The organism is Bisbaumannia salifodinae (assembly GCF_055388505.1).
In genome coordinates, this window is record NZ_AP043781.1 from 1,474,107 (window position 1) to 1,493,136 (window position 19,030).

The 19,030-nt window shown below is 69.7% G+C and carries 19 protein-coding genes; 18 read left to right on the plus strand and 1 reads right to left on the minus strand.

The window, feature by feature from the left end:
- The first annotated feature begins 5 nt into the window (after positions 1-5).
- The 11 genes from pabC to ACZ5EF_RS06730 all read left to right on the plus strand — a co-directional run bounded on the left by pabC (position 6) and on the right by ACZ5EF_RS06730 (position 10,528).
- Complete coding sequence (gene pabC / locus ACZ5EF_RS06680; RefSeq protein ID WP_346063151.1) at positions 6-806, plus strand: aminodeoxychorismate lyase; 801 nt, start codon at positions 6-8, stop codon at positions 804-806.
- 26 nt (positions 807-832) lie between these two features.
- The gene (gene mltG, locus ACZ5EF_RS06685) at positions 833-1,834 is read left to right on the plus strand and encodes an endolytic transglycosylase MltG (protein ID WP_346063150.1); all 1,002 of its coding nucleotides are present in this window, start codon (positions 833-835) and stop codon (positions 1,832-1,834) included.
- 30 nt (positions 1,835-1,864) lie between these two features.
- Positions 1,865-2,518 carry a dTMP kinase gene (gene tmk, locus ACZ5EF_RS06690; protein ID WP_346063149.1) on the plus strand — a complete coding sequence of 218 codons (654 nt, stop codon included), beginning with the start codon at positions 1,865-1,867 and terminating at the stop codon, positions 2,516-2,518.
- Positions 2,509-3,498, plus strand: a complete 990-nt coding sequence (locus ACZ5EF_RS06695; protein WP_346063148.1) for a DNA polymerase III subunit delta' — start codon at positions 2,509-2,511, stop codon at positions 3,496-3,498. The genes tmk and ACZ5EF_RS06695 overlap by 10 nt, the downstream gene beginning before the upstream one ends.
- 25 nt (positions 3,499-3,523) lie before the next feature.
- Positions 3,524-3,859: a PilZ domain-containing protein gene (locus ACZ5EF_RS06700; protein WP_195860922.1), complete on the plus strand. Its 336-nt coding sequence runs from the start codon at positions 3,524-3,526 to the stop codon at positions 3,857-3,859.
- Between the two features lie 82 nt (positions 3,860-3,941).
- The gene (locus ACZ5EF_RS06705) at positions 3,942-4,787 is read left to right on the plus strand and encodes a TatD family hydrolase (protein WP_346063147.1); all 846 of its coding nucleotides are present in this window, start codon (positions 3,942-3,944) and stop codon (positions 4,785-4,787) included.
- A 46-nt stretch (positions 4,788-4,833) separates the two neighbouring features.
- Positions 4,834-5,400, plus strand: a complete 567-nt coding sequence (locus tag ACZ5EF_RS06710; RefSeq protein ID WP_346063146.1) for a DUF1285 domain-containing protein — start codon at positions 4,834-4,836, stop codon at positions 5,398-5,400.
- Positions 5,391-7,595, plus strand: a complete 2,205-nt coding sequence (locus ACZ5EF_RS06715; RefSeq protein ID WP_346063145.1) for an ATP-dependent helicase — start codon at positions 5,391-5,393, stop codon at positions 7,593-7,595. Before ACZ5EF_RS06710 ends, ACZ5EF_RS06715 begins: the two co-directional genes overlap by 10 nt.
- Positions 7,592-8,416 (plus strand): sulfurtransferase, encoded by an 825-nt coding sequence (locus ACZ5EF_RS06720; protein ID WP_346063144.1) that lies wholly within the window; start codon positions 7,592-7,594, stop codon positions 8,414-8,416. The genes ACZ5EF_RS06715 and ACZ5EF_RS06720 overlap by 4 nt, the downstream gene beginning before the upstream one ends.
- Before the next feature lie 58 nt (positions 8,417-8,474).
- Positions 8,475-9,440 carry a Gfo/Idh/MocA family protein gene (locus ACZ5EF_RS06725; protein ID WP_346063143.1) on the plus strand — a complete coding sequence of 322 codons (966 nt, stop codon included), beginning with the start codon at positions 8,475-8,477 and terminating at the stop codon, positions 9,438-9,440.
- Positions 9,440-10,528, plus strand: a complete 1,089-nt coding sequence (locus ACZ5EF_RS06730; RefSeq protein ID WP_464123089.1) for a DegT/DnrJ/EryC1/StrS family aminotransferase — start codon at positions 9,440-9,442, stop codon at positions 10,526-10,528. Before ACZ5EF_RS06725 ends, ACZ5EF_RS06730 begins: the two co-directional genes overlap by 1 nt.
- A gap of 220 nt (positions 10,529-10,748) precedes the next feature.
- On the opposite strand, the gene ACZ5EF_RS06735 is transcribed toward ACZ5EF_RS06730, so the two are convergent.
- Positions 10,749-12,413: an electron transfer flavoprotein-ubiquinone oxidoreductase gene (locus ACZ5EF_RS06735; protein ID WP_346063141.1), complete on the minus strand. Its 1,665-nt coding sequence runs from the start codon at positions 12,411-12,413 to the stop codon at positions 10,749-10,751.
- A gap of 448 nt (positions 12,414-12,861) precedes the next feature.
- On the opposite strand from ACZ5EF_RS06735, the gene ACZ5EF_RS06740 reads away from it, so the two are divergent.
- The 7 genes from ACZ5EF_RS06740 to ACZ5EF_RS06770 all read left to right on the plus strand — a co-directional run bounded on the left by ACZ5EF_RS06740 (position 12,862) and on the right by ACZ5EF_RS06770 (position 18,828).
- A complete protein-coding gene (locus tag ACZ5EF_RS06740) occupies positions 12,862-13,614 on the plus strand; it encodes an electron transfer flavoprotein subunit beta/FixA family protein (RefSeq protein ID WP_346063140.1) in 753 nt (250 codons plus the stop codon).
- Positions 13,611-14,549 carry an electron transfer flavoprotein subunit alpha/FixB family protein gene (locus tag ACZ5EF_RS06745; protein ID WP_346063139.1) on the plus strand — a complete coding sequence of 313 codons (939 nt, stop codon included), beginning with the start codon at positions 13,611-13,613 and terminating at the stop codon, positions 14,547-14,549. Before ACZ5EF_RS06740 ends, ACZ5EF_RS06745 begins: the two co-directional genes overlap by 4 nt.
- A gap of 439 nt (positions 14,550-14,988) precedes the next feature.
- Positions 14,989-15,777 carry a DUF3450 domain-containing protein gene (locus ACZ5EF_RS06750; protein WP_346063138.1) on the plus strand — a complete coding sequence of 263 codons (789 nt, stop codon included), beginning with the start codon at positions 14,989-14,991 and terminating at the stop codon, positions 15,775-15,777.
- Positions 15,774-17,165 (plus strand): MotA/TolQ/ExbB proton channel family protein, encoded by a 1,392-nt coding sequence (locus ACZ5EF_RS06755; RefSeq protein ID WP_346063137.1) that lies wholly within the window; start codon positions 15,774-15,776, stop codon positions 17,163-17,165. Before ACZ5EF_RS06750 ends, ACZ5EF_RS06755 begins: the two co-directional genes overlap by 4 nt.
- Positions 17,149-17,682 (plus strand): MotA/TolQ/ExbB proton channel family protein, encoded by a 534-nt coding sequence (locus ACZ5EF_RS06760; RefSeq protein WP_346063188.1) that lies wholly within the window; start codon positions 17,149-17,151, stop codon positions 17,680-17,682. The genes ACZ5EF_RS06755 and ACZ5EF_RS06760 overlap by 17 nt, the downstream gene beginning before the upstream one ends.
- Positions 17,675-18,082, plus strand: coding sequence for an ExbD/TolR family protein (locus tag ACZ5EF_RS06765; protein ID WP_346063136.1), 408 nt, complete (start codon positions 17,675-17,677; stop codon positions 18,080-18,082). The genes ACZ5EF_RS06760 and ACZ5EF_RS06765 overlap by 8 nt, the downstream gene beginning before the upstream one ends.
- Positions 18,079-18,828, plus strand: coding sequence for an energy transducer TonB (locus ACZ5EF_RS06770; RefSeq protein ID WP_346063135.1), 750 nt, complete (start codon positions 18,079-18,081; stop codon positions 18,826-18,828). Before ACZ5EF_RS06765 ends, ACZ5EF_RS06770 begins: the two co-directional genes overlap by 4 nt.
- Positions 18,829-19,030: the final 202 nt, after the last annotated feature.

A 19,030-nucleotide genomic window follows, 5' to 3' on the forward strand; every position in this document is an offset into this window, starting at 1 on the left:
CGCCCATGTGGGAGGATGCCCAGGCCCCGCTGCCCCTGGATGACCGGGGGCTCGCCTATGGCGACGGCCTCTTCGAGACGGTGCTGGTGCGCGATGGCCGGCCGCTGCTCTGGGAGGCCCATCTGGCACGCCTGGCCCGGGGCTGCGAGCGGCTCGGCTTCGCCATGCCCGAGGGCCTGGAGGCCCTGCCGGCCCAGGCCGGGGTCGGCCTCAAGGTTCTCAAGCTGATCGTCACCCGAGGCGGGGGAGGGCGCGGTTACCTGGCGCCCGAGGCGCCCAGCCCGCGGCTGCGCTGGCAGCTCAGTGACTTCGTCCCCCGGCCCGAGCGCTGGCGCGGGGTGCGGGCGCGCCACTGCACCCTGCGCCTGGGCATTCAGCCGGCCCTGGCCGGGCTCAAGCACCTCAACCGGCTGGAGAATGTCCTGGCCCGCGGCGAGTGGTCGGACCCGGCCATCGCCGAGGGGCTGCTCTGTGACAGCGACGGCCGGCTGGTGGAGGCCACCTGCATGAACCTGGTGTGGCGTCGGAACGGCCGGCTCGAGACGCCGGACCTGAGCCGCTGCGGCGTGGCCGGCACCCTGCTGGCCGAGCTCGGCGCGCGCCTCCCGATTCATCGGGTGCGTGTCGGCCCCGAGGCGCTGGAGGAGGCCGAGGCGGTGTGGCTGCTCAACTCGGTGCAGGGGGTCTGGCCCCTGGTCCGGCTCGACGCCGCCGATGGCCGCTGCCTCAAGCGCTGGTCCCCGGGGGCGGTGCTGGGCGAGCTGCCGGCCTTGGCGCATCCGCTGCTGGGTTATCCTGCCCCCTGATTCTGCCATCTTTTGAGGTGTGTTCCATGCGTGTGGTGAAACTCCTGGCGATCCTGCTGGTACTGGGTGCGGCCCTGCTGGTGGGAGGCCATCACTATTGGCAGAGTCGGCTCGCGGCGCCCATCGCTATCGACGAGCCGACCCTCTATGAGGTGCCCCGGGGAGCTGGCTACCATCGGGTGGTAAGCGAGCTCGCCGCCGGCGAGATCATCGCCGACGAGTGGGCCTTTCGCCTGTTGACCCGGCTGGAGCCGGAGAACGTACCCCAGCTGAGGGTCGGCGAATATATGCTCGAGCCGGGCATGAGCGGGCGCGAGCTGATCAGTCTGCTGGGCAGCGATCGGGTGGTCACCTACCCGCTGACCATTCCCGAGGGCTGGACCTTCCGCCAGTTGCGCCAGGCCCTGGCCGAGGCGCCCAAGCTGGCCCAGGAAACCGCCGAGCTTGGCGATGACGAGATCATGGCCCTGCTGGGCCGTGAAGGGGAGCATCCCGAGGGCTGGTTCTTCCCCGATACCTACCGCTACCACAAGGGGCTCAGCGACCTGGAGATCCTGCAGCAGGCGCATCGTCGCATGGAGACCATTCTCGAGGAGGTGTGGGCCGAGCGGGTCGATGGCCTGACCCTCGACACCCCCTATGAGGCGCTGATCATGGCCTCGCTGATCGAGCGGGAGACCGGGGCGCCGGAGGAGCGCCGCGAGATCGCCGGCGTCTTCAAGCGACGCATGGAGCGGGGCATGCGGTTGCAGACCGATCCCACCGTGATCTACGGCATGGGCGAGCGCTACGAGGGACGCATCACCTATGCCGACCTGCGCGAGACGACCCCCTACAACACCTATGTGATCGATGGCATGCCGCCCACCCCCATCGCCATGCCGGGGCGGGCCGCCCTGGAGGCGGCGGTGAACCCGCTGCCCGGCGAGACGCTCTATTTCGTGGCCCGGGGCGACGGAACCCATCACTTCTCGCGCACCCTGCGCGAGCACAATAACGCGGTGAACCGCTATATCCGCAACCGGTAACATCGCACACACTCGAGCCAAGGAGCCGTTATGTCGAGGCGCGGACGCTTTATCACCCTGGAGGGCGGCGAGGGGGTCGGCAAGACCACCAATGGCGCCCTGATCCGCACCTGGCTGGAGGCCCGGGGCATCGAGGTGGTGGCCACCCGGGAACCCGGCGGCACCCCCGGCGCCGAGCGCATCCGCGAGCTGCTGCTGGCCACGGATGGCGACGACCCCCTGTGCAATGACGCCGAGCTGCTGCTGGTCTTCGCCGCCCGGGCCCAGCACCTGGCCCGTAAGATCCGCCCGGCCCTGGAGCGCGGCGCCTGGGTGCTCTGTGACCGCTTCACCGATGCCACCTATGCCTACCAGGGCGCCGGCCGTGGCGGCGACATGGCGCAGATCGCCGCCCTCGAGCGGCTGGTGCAGGGCGAGCTGCGCCCCGACCTGACCCTGCTGCTGGATATGCCGCTGGCCGCCTCCCAGGCGCGCCTGGCGGGTCGCCTGGCGGCCCAGGGCGGCGAGCGCGATCGCTTCGAGCAGGAGCGTGGCGCCTTCTTCGAGCGGGTGCGTCGGGGCTACCTGGCCCGAGCCCAGGCGGAGCCCGAGCGCATCACGGTGATCGATGCCGCCCGCCCCCTGGAGCGGGTCCAGGCCGATATCCTCGCGCGCCTGGAAGCCGAGGTGGCGGCATGGCGCTGATGCCCCGGCCGCTGCCCTGGCAGCAGGAACTCTGGCGCGGGCTCGTCGCCCGTCAGGATGCCGGGCGCCTGCCCCATGCGCTGCTCCTGGCTGGGGTGCCGGGGGTGGGCGGCGAGTCCCTCGCCGAGGCCCTGGTGGCGCGCAGCCTCTGCCAGGCCCCGGGGGAGTTCGCCTGCGGTGAGTGTCACGGCTGCGCCATGCTGGCTTCCGGCTATCATCCCGACCTGATGCGCGTGAGTCCCGCCGAGAAGAGCCGGCTGATCCGCATCGATGCGATCCGCGAGGTCAACGCCTTCGTTACCCAGACCGCCCAGCAGGGCGGCTACCGGGTGATCGTGCTGGCCCCGGCGGAGGCCATGAACCTGGCCGCCGCCAATGCCCTGCTCAAGAGCCTGGAGGAGCCGGGCGGCCGCACCCTGTTTATCCTGCTGGCGGAGGTGCCGTCGCGGATCCTGCCCACCATTCGCTCCCGTTGTCAGCAGCTCGCCCTGGGCCAGCCGGAGGCGGGTCCGGCCCGGGAGTGGCTGGGCCGCGAGCTGGGGGATCCGGAGCAGGCCGACTTCTGGTTGCGGGTGGCGGGCGGCGCGCCCCTGCTGGCCCGCTCCCTGGCCGCCCCCGAGGCCCGCGCCCTGCGCCAGGATCTCCACGAGGCCTTCGACGCCCTGGTGCGCGGCGCCGAACCGGTGGCGGAGGCCAGCCGGCTGGGCGGCCATCCGCTGGAGCAACTGCTGTGGTATGGTATCGACTGGCTCGAGGACCTGATTCGCTTCGGCCTCTCCGGGGACGAGCGGCGCCTGCGCAACCCGGACCTGCTAGCCCTCTATCGCCAGGCGGTCAAGAACGCCCGGGTCCAGGACTGGTTTCGCCTGCTGGACTACGCTCGAGAACAACGGCGCCTGGTGGCCAGTGGCGGCAACCCCAATCCCCAGTTGGCCCTGGAGGCCTGGCTGATTCGCTGGTCGGCGCTGCTGCGTTCCTGATTCCCTGCCCTGCCGGAGGCGTGCCATGAGTGGACAGAAGGCCCTGTCGTTGACGATTCATGATGTGCCGACCCTGCTGTCGGCCTATATGCCCTCCCTGGAGCGGGGCGGCATCTTCGTGCCCACCAAGGAGCGCTACGAGCTGGGGCAGGAGGTCTTCCTGCTGCTGACCCTGCCCGGCGAGAGCGAGCGCCTGCCGGTCACCGGCCAGGTGGTATGGATCTCGCCGCCGGGGGTCAGCGGGCGCCGGGTACCGGGCATCGGCGTGCACTTTCGCGCCGAGGACCAGGCGGTACGCGATCGCATCGAGACCCATCTGGCCGGCCAGCTCGACAAGGGTGCGCCGACCTACACCCTCTAACGCCAGAAGCGCGTCATTATTATTGGTTATCGCCTGCCGATATCGTCGGCGCGATAGGATTTTTCTTTTCGGTGTTTCTCCCATGTTTGTTGATTCCCACTGCCATCTCGACCGCCTCGACCTGAGCGCCCATGACGGTGACCTGGGGGCCGCCCTGGCGGCCGCCCGGGCCCGGGACGTGCGCCAGTTCCTGGCCATCGCCGTGACCCTCGACGAGGTGCCCGGCATCGCCGAGATCGCCCGCGCCCACGACGACGTGGTGATCTCCGCCGGCGTGCACCCGTTGCATGGCGTCGCCCGCGAGCCCGAGGTGAGCGATATCGTCGAATGCGCCGAGCGCTACGCCGCCGTGGCCATCGGCGAGACCGGCCTCGATTACCACTACCTGGACAAGACCCCGGAGAAGGTGCCCTCCCGGGAGCGCCAGCTCGAGCGCTTCCGTCGCCACCTGGTGGCGGCCCGGGAGCTGGAGCTGCCGGTGATCATCCATACCCGGGAGGCCAGGGAGGATACCCTGGCGTTGATCCGCGACGAGGTGGACCCGGCGGTGGGGGGCGTGCTGCACTGCTTCACCGAGGACCTGGACATGGCCCGGGAGGCGGTGCGCCACGGCTTCTATGTGTCGCTTTCCGGCATCGTCACCTTCCGCAACGCCGGCGCCATCCGTGAGCTGGCCCGGCGCATCCCCCTGGACCGGCTGCTGATCGAGACCGACAGCCCCTATCTGGCTCCGGTGCCCCACCGCGGCAAGCCCAACGAGCCCCAGTGGGTGGTGGAGGTGGCCGAGGCGATCGCCGCCGAACGCGGCATCAGCGTCGACGAGGTGGCCATGCAGACCACCGCCAACTTCTATCGGCTGTTCCGCGCCGCCGCCCCGGAGGCCCCCGCCGAGGTGCGCCAGTCGCTGGCCCAGGCGGGCCTGATCTAGGCTGGTCCCGACCTGGTCGTCATGTCCTGATAAAAGGAGCCGCCTCATGTCTCTGGAACCCCTGCTGGCCCATCTGGCGCCCCCGGGATCGTCGCCGCCCCTGGAGCGTTGGGATCCGCCCCTGTGCGGCGACATGGACCTGGAGATCGACGCCGAGGGCCACTGGATCCATGAGGGGACGCCGATCCGCCGGGCGGCCCTGGTGCGCCTGCTGGCCAGCGTGCTGCGCCGCGAGGCGGACGGTCACCACTACCTGGTGAGCCCCGAGGAGAAGTGGCGGATCCGGGTGGTGGATCGGCCGCTGCTGATCGTCGACGCCGACCGGGACGAAACCGGCGACTGGTGGCTGACCACCCAGGTCGGGGAGCGAGTGCGCCTGGACGGCGACCACCCCTTGACTCTGAGCCGGACCCCCGACGGCGCCCGGGTGCCGGAGCTGGCCCTGCGCCACGGGCTCTGCGGGCGCCTCAATCGGCCGCTCTTCTACCGCCTGGTGGAGGCCGCCGAGAGCCGCCGGCAGGGCGAGATCCTGGCCCTGGGGCTGACCAGCGGTGGCCACTGGCATCCCCTGGGCTGCCTCGACGCGGAGGGGAACGAGGTGGCATGCGACTGACCGAGGAGCAGCGGGCGGTGGTCGCCCACCGGGAGGGGCATGCCCGGGTCGCCGCGGTGGCCGGGGCCGGCAAGACCACCACCCTGGTGGCCCGGGTGCTGGAGCTGCTGGCCCGGGGCGTGCCGCCGTCACGGATCCTGGTGTTGATGTTCAATCGCTCGGCGCGGGAGGATTTTACCGCCAAGCTGGCCCGCCATGCCCCCGCCGGCCAGCGGCTTCCGGACGTGCGCACCTTCCACTCCCTGGGCCACCGCCTGACCCAAAGCCTGACCCGCTGGGGCGTGCTGGCGCCCCGTCAGTTGCTCACCCAGGAGTGGCAGCGCGAGCGCCTGCTGCGCCAGGCGACCCTCCAGGCCCTGGGGGAGGGGACGGAGGTCGAGGGCGCCCTGGAGCCGGAGACCCTGGAGGCCTTCGGCCACTTCTGCGAACTGGTCAAGGCCGAGCTGGTGGCCCCGGAGCGGCTCTACGAGCGGCTCGCCCTGGGCCCCGAGACGCGCCATTTCGTCGCCGCCTACGGCCATGCCGAGCAGCTGCTCGGCGACCATGGTCAGATGACCTATGCGGACCTGCTCTATCGCCCGCTGACGGCGCTGGCGGCGGATCCGCGCCTCCAGGCCCGGGTCCAGGGTTACCTCGATCAGGTGATCATCGACGAGTACCAGGACATCAATGCCGCCCAGCAGCGCCTGCTGGCGATGCTGGCCGGCGACCGGGCGGCGGTGATGGCGGTGGGGGATGCCAACCAGTGCATCTATGAGTGGCGGGGCGCTCATCCGGACACCATGCTCGAGGACTTCACCGCCACCTTCGGCGCGGCCCGGGACTACCCGCTCTCCACCACCTTCCGCCATGGCCATGCCCTGGCCCTGGCCGCCAACCACGCCATCGCCGCCAACCGGCGTCGGCCGAATCAGCTCTGCCTGGCGGCCCCGGAGAATCCCCGGACCCGCCTCGACCTGGCCCAGGGCAGCGCCCGCCTGGTCGAGGCCCTGGGCGACTGGCGGGGTGGGGGCCGCGGCCTCGACGAGGCCTGCGTGCTGGTACGCAGCTGGGCGCTCTCGGTGCCGGTGCAGCTGGCGCTGCTGCGCGCCGGCATTCCCTTCCGGCTGAGCCGGGAGGATCGCTTCGTCTTCCGCCTGCCCCTGGTGCAGGCCCTGGCCGGCTACCTGGAGGTGGCCCGGGACGGGCGCCATCTGCGCGACCCCGAGCGCCTCGCCCTGCTGTTCGCCCAGCCGACCCCCTTCGTGCCCCACGAGCGCCTGCATGCCCTGGTGCGCCACCTGGCCGAGACCCAGGCCTACCCGGAGCGCCATGACCCGCTGCTGGCCGGCCTCAAGCCGATCCAGCGGCGCAACCTCAAGCGGCGCTGGGAGCTGCTCTGCGACCTGCCGAAGCGGGGGCGCTGGCCGGCGGATCGCCTCTTGACCCATGTGGTGGAGCGCCTGGATGCCGAGAAGGTGCTCAAGCGCGCCGCGGCACGCCGCGAGAAGGGCGAGGAGGACGTGCGCCTGCTGGATGTGCTGGTGGAGCAGGCCGCCGAGCTGGGCAGCGACCCGGAGGCCTTTATCGCCCTGTTGCGCAGCCCGGTGGAGAACCGCGACGATGGGGTGCTGATCACCACGGTGCATGGCGCCAAGGGGCTGGAGTGGCCCCTGGTGGCCCTGTGGGGCGCCAACGAGGAAGATTTCCCCCACTACAGCCGCGACAACCCCCTCGACGAGGCGCGCCTGGAGGAAGAGCGGCGCCTCTACTACGTGGCCATTACCCGGGCCCGGGAGCGCCTGCTGCTGCTCCACGACGGCGGCGAACACCCGCCCAGTCGCTTCCTGGCCGAGACCCACTGGGCCCAGTGCAACCGCCTGGCCGAGGCCCTGGCGGCGCCCCAGGCCATTACCGAGCCCTTGCCAGTCGCCGCGGCGCCGCTGGTGGCGGACTACCTGCGCCGCCAGGGCATCGAGCTGCCGCTGGCCGCCGAGGCCGCCGGCGTGGCCAGCCCCGCCGCCGACTACCGGGGCGAGGCGGCGCCGCGCCCCGGGCAGCGCCTGCGCCATGCGGTCTTCGGCGAGGGCGAGGTGCTGGTGGTGGAGGGAGAACCCCATGACCCGGTGATCGAGGTACGCTTTACCCAGGCCGGCCGACGACGCCTGATCGCCCGCCGTGCGCCCATCGAATGGTTACCGGGAGCCCCCGCATGACTCATCCCCTGCTTACCGCCGACGAGCTGCACCGGTTGATCGAGACCGGGGCGCCGCTGCGGATCCTCGACTGTCGTGCCCGCCTGGGGGAGCCCGAGGCGGGGCGTGACCTGTGGCGGCAGGGTCACCTGCCGGGCAGCCAGCACCTGGACCTGGACCGCGACCTGGCGGCGCCGCCGGGGGAGGGCGGGCGCCACCCCCTGCCGAGCCGCGAGGCCTTTACGGCCAGCCTGCAACGGCTGGGCATCGGTCCTGAGGCGACGCTGGTGCTCTATGACGACATGGGGGGCCAACTGGCGGCGGCCCGGGCCTGGTGGATGCTGGCCCGCTGGGCGGGCCACCCGGCGGTGCGGGTGCTGGATGGCGGCCTGGGCGCCTGGCAGGCCGCCGGCGGCGACTTGGATATCGGGGCGGAGAGCGGGGCGGCGCCCCCGGTCGAGCCCGGCGACTGGACGCCGCGCTTCGACGATGGCGCCTGGGTCAGTGCGGAAGACCTGCAGGCCGAGTCGCCGAGTCTGGTGGATGCCCGGGCCGAGGCGCGCTTTCGCGGCGAGGAGGAACCCATCGACCCGGTGGCGGGGCATATCCCCGGCGCTTGTTGCCGTCCCAGCGCCGCCAACCTGACCGCCGAGGGGCGCTTCCGGCCCGCCGCGGTGCTGGCCCGGGAGCTCCCCGAGGCCGAGGTGGCCTATTGTGGCTCGGGGGTCACCGCCTGCCACAATATTCTCGCCTACGCCGTGGCCGGGCGACCGCTGCCGCGGCTCTACGCCGGCTCCTGGAGCGACTGGATCCGCGACCCCGCCCGCCCCGTGGCCCATTAGGCAGGGAGCGCCATCGCCGCTACCTTTAATCACGAAGGCGAGGCAAGGGCGACGGTCGATGAACTTTGCGCTGATCGGTGCGGCGGGCTATATCGCCCCGCGCCATATGCAGGCGATCCAGGCCACCGGGCATGCTCTGGTGGCGGCCTACGATATCAACGACTCGGTGGGGATCATCGACTCCATCTCCCCCGACTGTGCCTTCTTCACCGAGTTCGAGTCTTTCCTCGAGCATGCCTGGCGGCTCAGGCGACAGGGGGAGTGCGCCCTGGACTACGTGGCGGTCTGTTCGCCCAATCATCTGCACAGTGCGCATGTGGTCGCCGGCTTGCAGCTGGGTTGCGATGTCATCTGCGAGAAACCGCTGGTGCCGCTGCCCGAGCAGCTCGACGAGCTGCGCTCTGTGGAGGAGGAGACCGGGCATCGCGTCTACAGCATCATGCAGCTGCGCCACCATCCGGCGATCCATGAGCTGTGCACCAGGGTGCTGACGGAGGGGCGGGACACCAAGTACGACGTGGAATTGACCTATATCACCTCCCGGGGACCCTGGTACATGGCGAGCTGGAAGGGCGATCCCCGCAAGTCATTCGGTGTGGAGGCGGATATCGGCGTGCATTTCTTCGATATCCTGGCCCTGATCTTCGGTGGCCTGGAGCGTCTGGTGGTGCACTACCGCGATGCCCATAAGGTCGCCGGCTATCTGGAATACGCCACGGCTCGGGTGCGTTGGTTTCTCTCCATCGATGCCGCGGATCTGCCGGCGTCGCTGCGTGGCCACCGTCCCTCCTACCGGGCCATCGTCTGCGACGATGAGGTCTTCGAGTTTTCCACCGGCTTCGAGGCACTGCATACGATCAGCTATCGCGAGGTGCTGGCCGGGCGTGGCTTCGGCATCGAGGCGGTTCGCCACAGCCTGGAAACGGTGCATGCCATCCGCCGGGCCACCCCCGAGGCGCCCGGCGACGACGAGGGCCATCCCCGGCTGCTGGCCCTGGTCCGGGATGGGCGGGTGTCATGGTGATGCCCTTCGTCGACCTGGCCGCCCAGCAGGCATGCCTTGGGCCACGCCTGGAGGCTGCTATCCTGGCGGTCCTGGCCCATGGCCGTTATGTGCTGGGGCCGGAGGTCACGGCGTTGGAGGCGCGGTTGGCGAAGCGGGTGGGGGTGGCTCACTGCATCACCTGTGCCAGTGGCAGCGATGCCTTGCAGATCGCCCTGAGGGGGCTCGGTATCGGGCCGGGGGACGAGGTGATCGTGCCCGGTTTCAGCTTCGTTGCCACGGCCAGCAGCGTGGCCCTGACCGGGGCCCGGCCGGTCTATGTGGATATCGAGCCTCATGCTTGCCTGCTCGATCCTGCCCGAGTCGAGGCGGCGATCACGCCGCGCACCCGGGCCATCATGCCGGTCTCGTTATTTGGCCAGTGTGCCGAGATGGAGCGGCTCGGCATGCTGGCCGAGACGCATGGCCTCGAGGTGGTGGAGGATGCTGCCCAGAGTTTCGGTGCCAGCCGCCATGGGCGCCCCTCCTGTGCCCTGAGCCGGGTCGCGGCCACCAGCTTCTTTCCCAGCAAGCCGCTGGGGGCCTATGGGGATGGCGGGGCGATGTTCACCGATGAGGATGATCTGGCGGACTGCCTGCGCAGCCTGGCGCGTCATGGGGAAGCGGGGCATCACTACCATCCGCGCCTGGGCCTCAACAGCCGCCTGGATACGCTCCAGGCAGCGATCCTGCTGGTCAAGCTCGAGGTGTTCGACGAGGAGGTGAGGCTGCGCCAGACGGCAGCCGCGCGCTACGACCGCCTGCTGGCCGACCTGCCGGTGGAGCCGCTGCTGGTGGCGCCGGGCAACACCAGTGTGCATGCCCAGTACAGCCTGCAGGTGGACGAGCGCGACCGGGTCCAGGCGTGCCTGGCCGAGGCGGGCATTCCCACCGCCGTGCACTATCCGGTGCCGCTGCATCGCCAGCCGGCCCTGGCCGATCCCCGCTGTCACCTGCCGGTCAGCGAGGCGGTGTGCGAGCGGATCCTCAGCCTGCCCATGCACCCTTACCTGGAGGAAGGGCAGCAGCAGAGGGTGGTTGACGCCCTGCGCGACGCCTTGTCGGGCTGAGGGGGAAGACGCGGCTACACCGCCCGGGATAGGCCCGGAGCGTCAAGCCGTAAGCCTGAGGCTGGAAGAAAAATCGCCCCCAAGGCCTGGCCATGGGGGCGATTTGGTGCGAGGTCATCGACGAGATGGGGGACGAGATGGGGGAGCGGGTTCGCCGCGTCGGGGTTTTGTCCCTGAGCTAAGCGAACCGACCTCTCCGTTGGTACCACCTCTTGCGGGGTTACATATTCGGGTAGTTGGGCCCGCCGCCGCCTTCCGGCGCCACCCAGGTGATGTTCTGGGCCGGGTCCTTGATATCGCAGGTCTTGCAGTGCACGCAGTTCTGGAAGTTGATCTGGAACTGCGGCGTGCCGTCGTCGCCCTCCACCACTTCATAGACCCCCGCCGGGCAGTAGCGTTGCGCGGGTTCGGCATACTCGGGTAGGTTGTCGCGGATCGGCAGCGCCGCATCGGCGAGCTTCAGGTGGCAGGGCTGGTCCTCCTCGTGGTTGGTGTTGGAGAGGAACACCGAGGAGAGCTTGTCGAAGGAGAGCTTGCCATCCGGCTTGGGGTAGTCGATCTTCGCGAACGCCCTGGCCGGCTTGAGGGCGGCATGATCCGGCGTGGTGTCGTGGACATTGGGCAGCCTGCCGCCGAGCAGCTGGTTGACGAAGTTGTAGGCGCCACCGCCGACGGTGCCGTACTTGTGGATCGCCGGGCCGAAGCTGGCGCTCTCCTTGAGTTCGGCGTAGGCCCAGCTGGCTTCCCATTTCTCGGTGAAGGCGGTCAGCTCGGCGCCACCCTCGTCGCCGGTCGCGATGGCTTCGAAGACCGCCTCGGCGGCCACCAGGCCCGACTTCATGGCGGTATGCAGGCCCTTGATCTTGGCGAAGTTGAGGGTGCCGGCGTCGCAGCCGATCAGCAGGCCGCCGGGGAAGGTCATCTTCGGCAGGCAGTTGAGGCCGCCCTTGGTGATGGCCCGGGCGCCGTAGGCGACCCGCTTGCCGCCCTCCAGGTGCTTGGCCAGTACCGGGTGGTGCTTCATGCGCTGGAACTCGTCGAAGGGCGACAGCCAGGGGTTCTGGTAGGAGAGGTCCATGATCAGCCCCACCACCACCTGGTGATTCTCAGCGTGATAGAGGAACCAGCCGCCATGGGTCTGCTTGTCCAGGGGCCAGCCGGAGCCATGCAGCACCAGGCCGGGTTCGTGCTTGTCGGCGGGAATATCCCACAGCTCCTTGAGGCCGATGCCGTAGTGCTGGGGGTCGCGGCCGGCGGCGAGGTCGAACGCCTCGATCAGCCGCTTGCCCAGGTGGCCCCGCGAGCCCTCGGCGAACAGGGTGTACTTGGCGCGCAGCTCCATGCCGGGCATATGGCCGTCCTTGGGCTGGCCATCGGCACCCACGCCCATGTCGCCGATCAGGATGCCCTTGACCACGCCGTCCTCGACGAGCGTCTCCTGGGCGGCGAAGCCGGGGAAGATCTCCACCCCCAGGCCCTCGGCCTGTTCGGCCAGCCAGCGGCACAGGTTGCCGGCGCTGATCACATAGCGCGTGAGGTCGCCGCCGGTGTTATGCATCGACTTGGGTACCAGGGCATTGGGCAGTTTCTGGGCCTTGTCGGCATCCTTGAGCAGGTAGACCTCGTCGCGGGTCGCCGGGGTGGTCAGGGGGGCGCCGCGGGCTTCCCAGTCGGGGAAGAGCTCGGCCAGGGCGCGGGGCTCGAAGACCGCCCCGGAGAGGATATGGGCGCCGACCTCCGAGCCCTTCTCCACCACGCACACCGTCAGCTCCTGGCCGGCCTCGTTGGCCTGCTGCATCAGCCGGCAGGCCGCCGACAGGCCCGAGGGCCCGGCGCCGACGATCACCACATCGAAGTCCATCGAATCGCGTTCTACCTGTTCCACCTTGTTCTCTCCTCGAATGCGTCGGGAAACCCAGGGCCCCGGAAAAGCGTCACCGTCGCTTGAAAGTCACCATCCAAAGGGCGTTTCTCGTGTCGCCTGACGGCCTATTGTGCGGGATTCCGCCTGGCCTTGATAGGCCGTGACCCGTTCAGCGTAATTTAAAACGGTCGTTTGCTTCTAGTCTTCGGCCATGATATGCATAATAGAAATTCCGAGACACCCCTACCAAGGGCGACCTCGGGGGACGGCCAGGCGATGTCGGGGCTGTCCCAGGGCCGACTCAGGCGGCTCAGCCGTTGTCGTCACCCCGCCCGCTGTGGCAGATTGACAACACTTTACCCGGGCGGCCTATCAAACGCTCGACCGAGTATCTAACGAAGGGTTACAAGAACCAGCCCGCCGGTTCTAACCACACGGGTTCGACTTTCCTGAACCAAGCGAGGACACCATGAAAGTACTCGTCGCGGTCAAACGCGTCATCGACTACAACGTCAAGATCCGGGTCAAGCCGGACCACTCCGACGTCGATCTTACCAACGTCAAGATGGCCATGAACCCCTTCTGCGAGATTGCCGTGGAAGAGGCGGTGCGCCTGAAAGAGAAGGGTGTGGCCAGCGAGATCGTGGCCGTGACCGTGGGTCCCAAGGCCGCTCAGGAGCAGCTGCGTACCGCCCTGGCGCTGGGCGCCGACCGGGCCATTCATGTGCAAACCGAGGCGCCCGTCGAGTCCCTGGCCGCCGCCAAGGTGCTGGCCAAGGTGGTCGAAGAGGAGCAGCCGGGGCTGGTGATCCTCGGCAAGCAGGCCATCGACAGCGACAACAACCAGGTGGGCCAGATGCTGGCGGCGCTGGCCGGCCTGCCCCAGGGTACCTTCGCCTCCGAGGTGGTGGTCGACGGCGACAAGCTGCAGGTGACCCGCGAGATCGATGGCGGCCTGCAGACCGTCGAGCTGTCGCTTCCGGCCATCGTGACCACCGACCTGCGCCTGAACGAGCCGCGCTACGCCAAGCTGCCGGACATCATGAAGGCCAAGAAGAAGCCGCTGGACGTCAAGTCGCCGGCCGATCTCGGCGTCGAGGTGGCGGCCAAGGTCAAGCTGCTCAAGGTCGAGCCGCCGGCGGAGCGTCAGGCCGGCATCAAGGTGGGCTCCGTGGACGAGCTGGTCGATAAACTGAAGAACGAAGCGAAGGTGATCTCATGAGCATCCTGGTACTCGCCGAACAGCATGATGGCCAACTGAGCAGCGCCACCGCCCATGTGGTCGCCGCCGCGAAGCAGATCGGTGGCGATATCCACGTGCTGGTGGCCGGCCAAGGCGTGAGCGCCGTGGCCGAGGCCGCCGCCAAGCTCGACGGCGTGGCCCAGGTGCGCGTCGCCGACCACGCCGTCTATGCCCACCAACTGGCCGAGCCGCTGGGCGACCTGCTGGTGGCGCTCGCCGACGATTACAGCCATGTGCTGGCCGCGGCCTCCACCACCGGCAAGAACGTCCTGCCGCGTCTGGCGGCCCTCAAGGACGTCGGTCAGATCTCCGAGATCATCGGGGTGGAGAGTGCCGATACCTTCCGTCGCCCCATCTATGCCGGTAACGCCATCGCCACCGTGCAGAGCGAAGACGCCCTGAAGGTGATCACCGTGCGCGCCACGGCCTTCGATGCCGTGGCCGACGTTGAAGGAGAGAGCGGCAGCGCCGCCATCGAGGCCGTGGAGACCGTGGTCGACAATGCTCGCTCTGCCTTTATCAAGGAAGCACTGGCCGAGTCCGATCGCCCCGAGCTGGGCAGTGCCCGGGTGGTGATCTCCGGCGGCCGCGGCATGGGCAACGGCGAGAACTTCAAGCTGCTCGACGGCATCGCCGACAAGCTGGGCGCGGCCATCGGCGCCTCGCGGGCCGCCGTCGACGCCGGCTTCGTGCCCAACGATATGCAGGTCGGCCAGACCGGCAAGATCGTCGCCCCGGACCTCTACATTGCCGTGGGCATCTCGGGGGCCATCCAGCACCTGGCCGGCATGAAGGACTCCAAGGTGATCGTCGCCATCAACAAGGACGAGGAGGCGCCGATCTTCCAGGTGGCGGACTATGGATTAGTCGCCGACCTGTTCCAGGCGCTGCCGGAGCTGGAGCAGAAGCTGTAAGGGAGATCGGATCTTCCAGGTGGCGCTCTCGACAGTCGGTGGATTGGTCGCGGACCTGTTCCAGGCGCTGCCGGAGCTGGAGCAGAAGCTGTAAGGCGGTCCACCTGGAAAACCTCCCAGGTGGCGCTCTCGACAGTCGGTGGATTGGTCGCGGACCTGTTCCAGGCCCTGCCGGAGCTCGAGCAGAAGCTGTAAGGCGGTCCACCTGGAAACCTCCCAGGTGGCGCTCTCGACAGTTAGCGGCCTGGTGGCGGATCTCTTCGGCGCCCTGCCGAAGCTCGAGCAGAAACTGTAAGGAAGATCGGACCTTCCATAGACCGGAGCCGGCCCCCATTTGGGGGCCGGCTTTTTGCGGTTATGACCACTCGAGATGATTGATAATTATTATTGTTCGGGTTAGCGTATTGCACCGCTCGATCATCATTTCAGGGAGGCGAGAGTGAAGATTACCGCCAGAGAGTCATGGCGTATCCACTGGCTAGGGGGATTGCTGGGCCTGATCCTGGCCATGCCTGCGTCGGCGGAGACGCCCCTGGCCGAGAGCCTGGAGGCCCAGCGGGCTCAGGCGGCATGGCAGGCGCGCATCGATGCCGCCGATGACGAGAGTCGCGCCATGCTCGAGGAGCTGCGGGGCCTGGAGGCGGAGACGCGACGCCTGCGCCAGGAGAGCGATCGCCTGGCACCGGGCCTCGCCACTCGGAGCGAGCGCCTCGACCGCCGCGAGGCGGCACTCGATGCCCTGGCCGATACCCGGGAGGCACTGCCCGAGCTGCAGGAGGCGCTGATCGAGCGCCTCGATGCCTGGGTGGCGGCCGATCTGCCCTTCCTGCGGGAACAGCGCCAGGCCCGCGTCACCGCCCTGGAGGCGAGTCTCGCCGACCCCGATCTCAATGACGCCGAGCGCCTGGAGCGCATCCTGGCAACCTGGCGCACCGAGCTCGAGTATGGGCGTGAGCTGGATGCCTGGCGCGGTTACCTGGACGGGGAGGCGCGCCGTGAGGTGGACTTCCTTCGCCTGGGGCGCGTCGGTTTCTACTACCTGACGCCGGATGGACGCCAGGGCGGCGTCTGGCTGGCGGAGCAGGGGAACTGGGTCGCCTTGGATGACGCCGAACGACGCCAGGTGCGCCAGGGCCTGCGTATGGCCCGCGATCAGCGGGCGCCGGAGCTGCTGCGGCTGCCGGTCTCCCAGCCCCTGGAGAACACCCTGGCGGAGGATGACGCATGACACTGTTGCGACGCGGTGCCGTCTGGCTGCTGGGCGGCTGGCTCGCCATCGGGGTGCTGGCACCCGCCCAGGCCGAAACGGCCGATGAGCCCCTGAGTAGCCTGCGTGCCGAGCGGGAGGCCGCCGAGGCCCGTGACCGAGCGCGCCTCGCCGACCTGCTGGATGACCGGGACGCCCTGGCGGCGGCCCTGGAGGGCGCGCGGCAGGCCCATGCCGAGGTCACCGCCCGTCATCGTGAGCTCGTCGAGCGTCAGGCGGTGCTGGATGAGCGCCGCGATGCGTTGGCCGAGCGCCAGGCGGAGCAGGATGCCGGGCTCTCCAGCATCCTCGCCAGCCTGGCTCGGCATAGCGGCGAGCTGCGTGACACCCTGGCCGAGAGCTGGATCGGTATCACCGGCGCCGACTTGCCCGCGCGCCTGGAGGGGGAGGAGGTCTTGTCGCTGATCGACCTGGAGGCCTTCGCCGATACCCTGATGGCGTTGACCGCCGAGACCGCCCGGGTGGTGCGTTTCGAGGCGCCGGTGGCCGCGGCGGACGGCGAGATCACCCCGCGCCCCGTGGTGCGCCTGGGAGACTTCGCCGCCTTTACCCCACAGGCCCTGCTGCGCCCCGGGGCCGACGATCGTAGCCTGGCGATGGCCGAGGGCACCCCCCGTGATGTCATCGCGGACCTGGCCGCCTTCCACGCCGGCGAGTCGCGGACCCTGGCGATCGATCCCACCCATGGCGAGGTGCTGGCGGCCCTGGCCCAACAGCCCAGCCTCTGGGAGCGCTTCCAGCAGGGGGGGGCCGTGGGCTATGTGGTGGTGGCACTCGGTGGCGCCGGCCTGCTGGTGGCACTGCTCCAGTATGCCTACCTGCTGCGGGTCAGCCTGGCGGTGCGTCGCCAGCGTCGTGGCCTGGGCGAGCTGCGCGATGATAACCCCCTGGGGCGGGTGCTGGGGCGCTTCCGTAGCCTCTCGGAGGAGGCCCATCCGGTGCCCGAGGCCCTGGAGGCGCGCCTCGACGAGGCGGTGCTGGCCGAGCTGCCGCGCCTGGAGCGCGGCCAGCCACTGGTCAAGCTGCTGGCGGCGGTGGCCCCGCTGCTGGGCCTGCTGGGCACCGTGACCGGCATGATCGTCACCTTCCAGGCCATCACCGTCTTCGGCACCGGCGACCCCCAACTGATGGCCGGCGGCATCAGCCAGGCCCTGGTCACCACGGTGCTGGGGCTGATCACCGCCGTGCCGCTGCTCTTCGCCCACACCGCCCTGGCCGGCCGCAGTCGTCAGTTGGCCGGCGTGGTAGAGAGCGAGGCCTGCGCCGCCCTGGCCGAGCACCTCGAGGGGCGCGGCACGGGGGCCGGCACTGCCAAGGAGCGCGAGCGTCGTGATCCCGCCCTGGCTTGAACCCCTGGAGCGCCTGGTGGAGGCGGGTGGGGCGGTGCTGGTGGTGATCGCCCTGGTGGCCATGCTGCTCTTCGCTATGGCCCTGGAGCGCATCTGGTATTTCCGCGTCACCTATCGCCGCGCCCGCCGCGAGCTGATCCGCGGCTGGGTGGCGCGGGGCGATCACGCCAGCTGGAGCGCCCTGACCCTGCGTGAGGCCTGGACCCAGGCGCTGCTGCGTCGGCTGCGTCGGCCGCTGCCCTGGCTCAAGCTTCTGGTGGGGCTCTGCCCGCTGCTGGGGCTGCTGGGCACCGTGACCGGCATGATCAGCGTCTTCGATAGCCTGGCGCTGAGCGACAGCGGCCAGGCCCGGGCCATGGCCGATGGCGTGGCCCGGGCCACCCTGCCCACCCTCACCGGCATGGCCGTGGCGGTGGTGGGCCTGCTCTTCACCAGCCGCCTGGAACATATCATTCGCCGCGAGGACCAGCGTTTGCACGATCGCCTGGCCCGGGCCGTGGAGGAACGTCATGCGTAGGCGCCGTCTCGTCGCCGATGGCGGCGACGCCAATGAAGTCAACCTGACCCCGATGCTCGATGTGGTCTTCATCATGTTGATCTTCTTTATCGTCACCACCAGTTTCATCAAGGAGAGCGGGGTGGAGATCGATCGTCCCGAGTCCAGTGCCGCCACGCCCCAGGCCGAAGCCCAGGTGATGGTGGCCATCACCGCCGAGGGAGCGGTCTGGGTGGATGGGCACGCGGTGGATCGTCATCGGGTCGGCGACAGCGTGGCGGACCTGGTCAGCGGTGATGGCTCGGTGGTGATCCAGGCCGATCGCGAAGCCGCCACCGGCCTGCTGATCGAGGTGATGGATCGTATTCGCGAGGCCGGCGTGGAGCAGGTGGCGGTGGCCGCCACCCGGAGCGGTTCATGACCCGGGTGCCTTTCTCGGCGCTGGGCGGCGCCGCCCTGGCGTTGTTGCTGTTCTGGCTGCTGGCGCTGCTGGTGGCCCCGCCGGAGGCGGAGATCGACGTCCTCGATGTCTCCATGAGCATGGACCTGGTGGAGGCCCCCGAGGCGGTGCCCGAGGAAGCCGCCGCCGAGGCGGCGCCGCCAGTGGAGGCCGCGCCGCCCCCGCCGCTGCCGGAACCGGCACCACCCCAGGCGAGCCCGGTCAGCCTGCCGGAGCCGGAGTTGCCGCCGCAGGAGTTCGAGCCGGTGGAGCTCGACGAGCAATTGCCCGAGTTGGCCGAGGCGCGTCCGGAACCGCCGCCCGAGCCGACGCCGGAACCCGCCCCGGAGCCGACGCCCGAGCCCGCCCCGGCACCCAGCCCCAGCGAGGCGCCGGCCGAGAACGCCGAGGCCAGCGAGCCCGCCGGCGCCCCGGCCCAGGGGGAGGTCAATGAGGCCCCGGTGGAGGTGGGCGCCCTGGCCCCCACCAATCGCGTGCCGCCGGACTATCCGAGCCGGGCCCAGCGTCGTGGCATCGAGGGCCATGTGGAGCTGCGCTTTTTGATCCGTGCCGACGGCAGCGTGGACCCCGACTCCATCCAGGTGATCTCGGCCCGGCCGCGCAATGTCTTCGATCGCGCCGCCCGGCAGGCGGTGGCCCGCTGGCGCTTCGAGCCGGCCCAGGGGCTGCGCCGCGCCCAGCAGCGCCTAGAATTCCAGCTAAGGTAGGCAAGCCGATGTTCCGATCTCTTTTCGTGCCCCTGGCTCTGGCGCAACCGGCGCCGCTCACTGCCACCATCCATGGCCTGGAATTCCCGCTAAGGTAAGCAAGTCGATGTTCCGATCTCTTTTCGTGCCCCTGGCTCTGGCGCAACCGGCGCCGCTCGCTGCCCCCATCCATGGCCTGGAATTCCCGCTAAGGTAAGCAAGC